Below are 325 nucleotides of genomic sequence, written 5' to 3' on the forward strand. Positions count from 1 at the left end.
CTCTATCCCCTCCCGGTCCAGGCGGTTTTTGATGCGCCTGCGAAACTCCCGGGCCACGGCCCACTGCTCGGCGGGCTTGGTGTTGAAGAGGACGCGGATGACCACCCCGGAGTCGGCCAGGCTCTGGACCCCCAGGACCTCGGGTGGATCGGCGAAGCGTTCCCGCCACTCGGGGTCTTGGTAAAAGCGGGCCACCTCGTCCCGGAAGACCTCCAGCGCCCGGTCCAGGTCCTCCCTGTAGGCCACGCTCACGTCCACCACCGCCCGGCTCCACTCCTGGGTGAGGACGGTCACCTGGCGCACCTCGGAGTTGGGGAGGAAGTGG

General features: G+C 68.6%; 1 protein-coding gene. It reads right to left on the reverse strand.

All coding sequences use genetic code 11. The features are described 5' to 3' along the window. A partial coding sequence (locus BVI061214_RS00150; RefSeq protein ID WP_156303161.1) for a mechanosensitive ion channel family protein occupies positions 1 to 325 on the reverse strand: 325 nt, incomplete at both ends.

It is taken from the genome of Thermus aquaticus (genome assembly GCF_001280255.1).
GTDB lineage: Bacteria > Deinococcota > Deinococci > Deinococcales > Thermaceae > Thermus > Thermus aquaticus.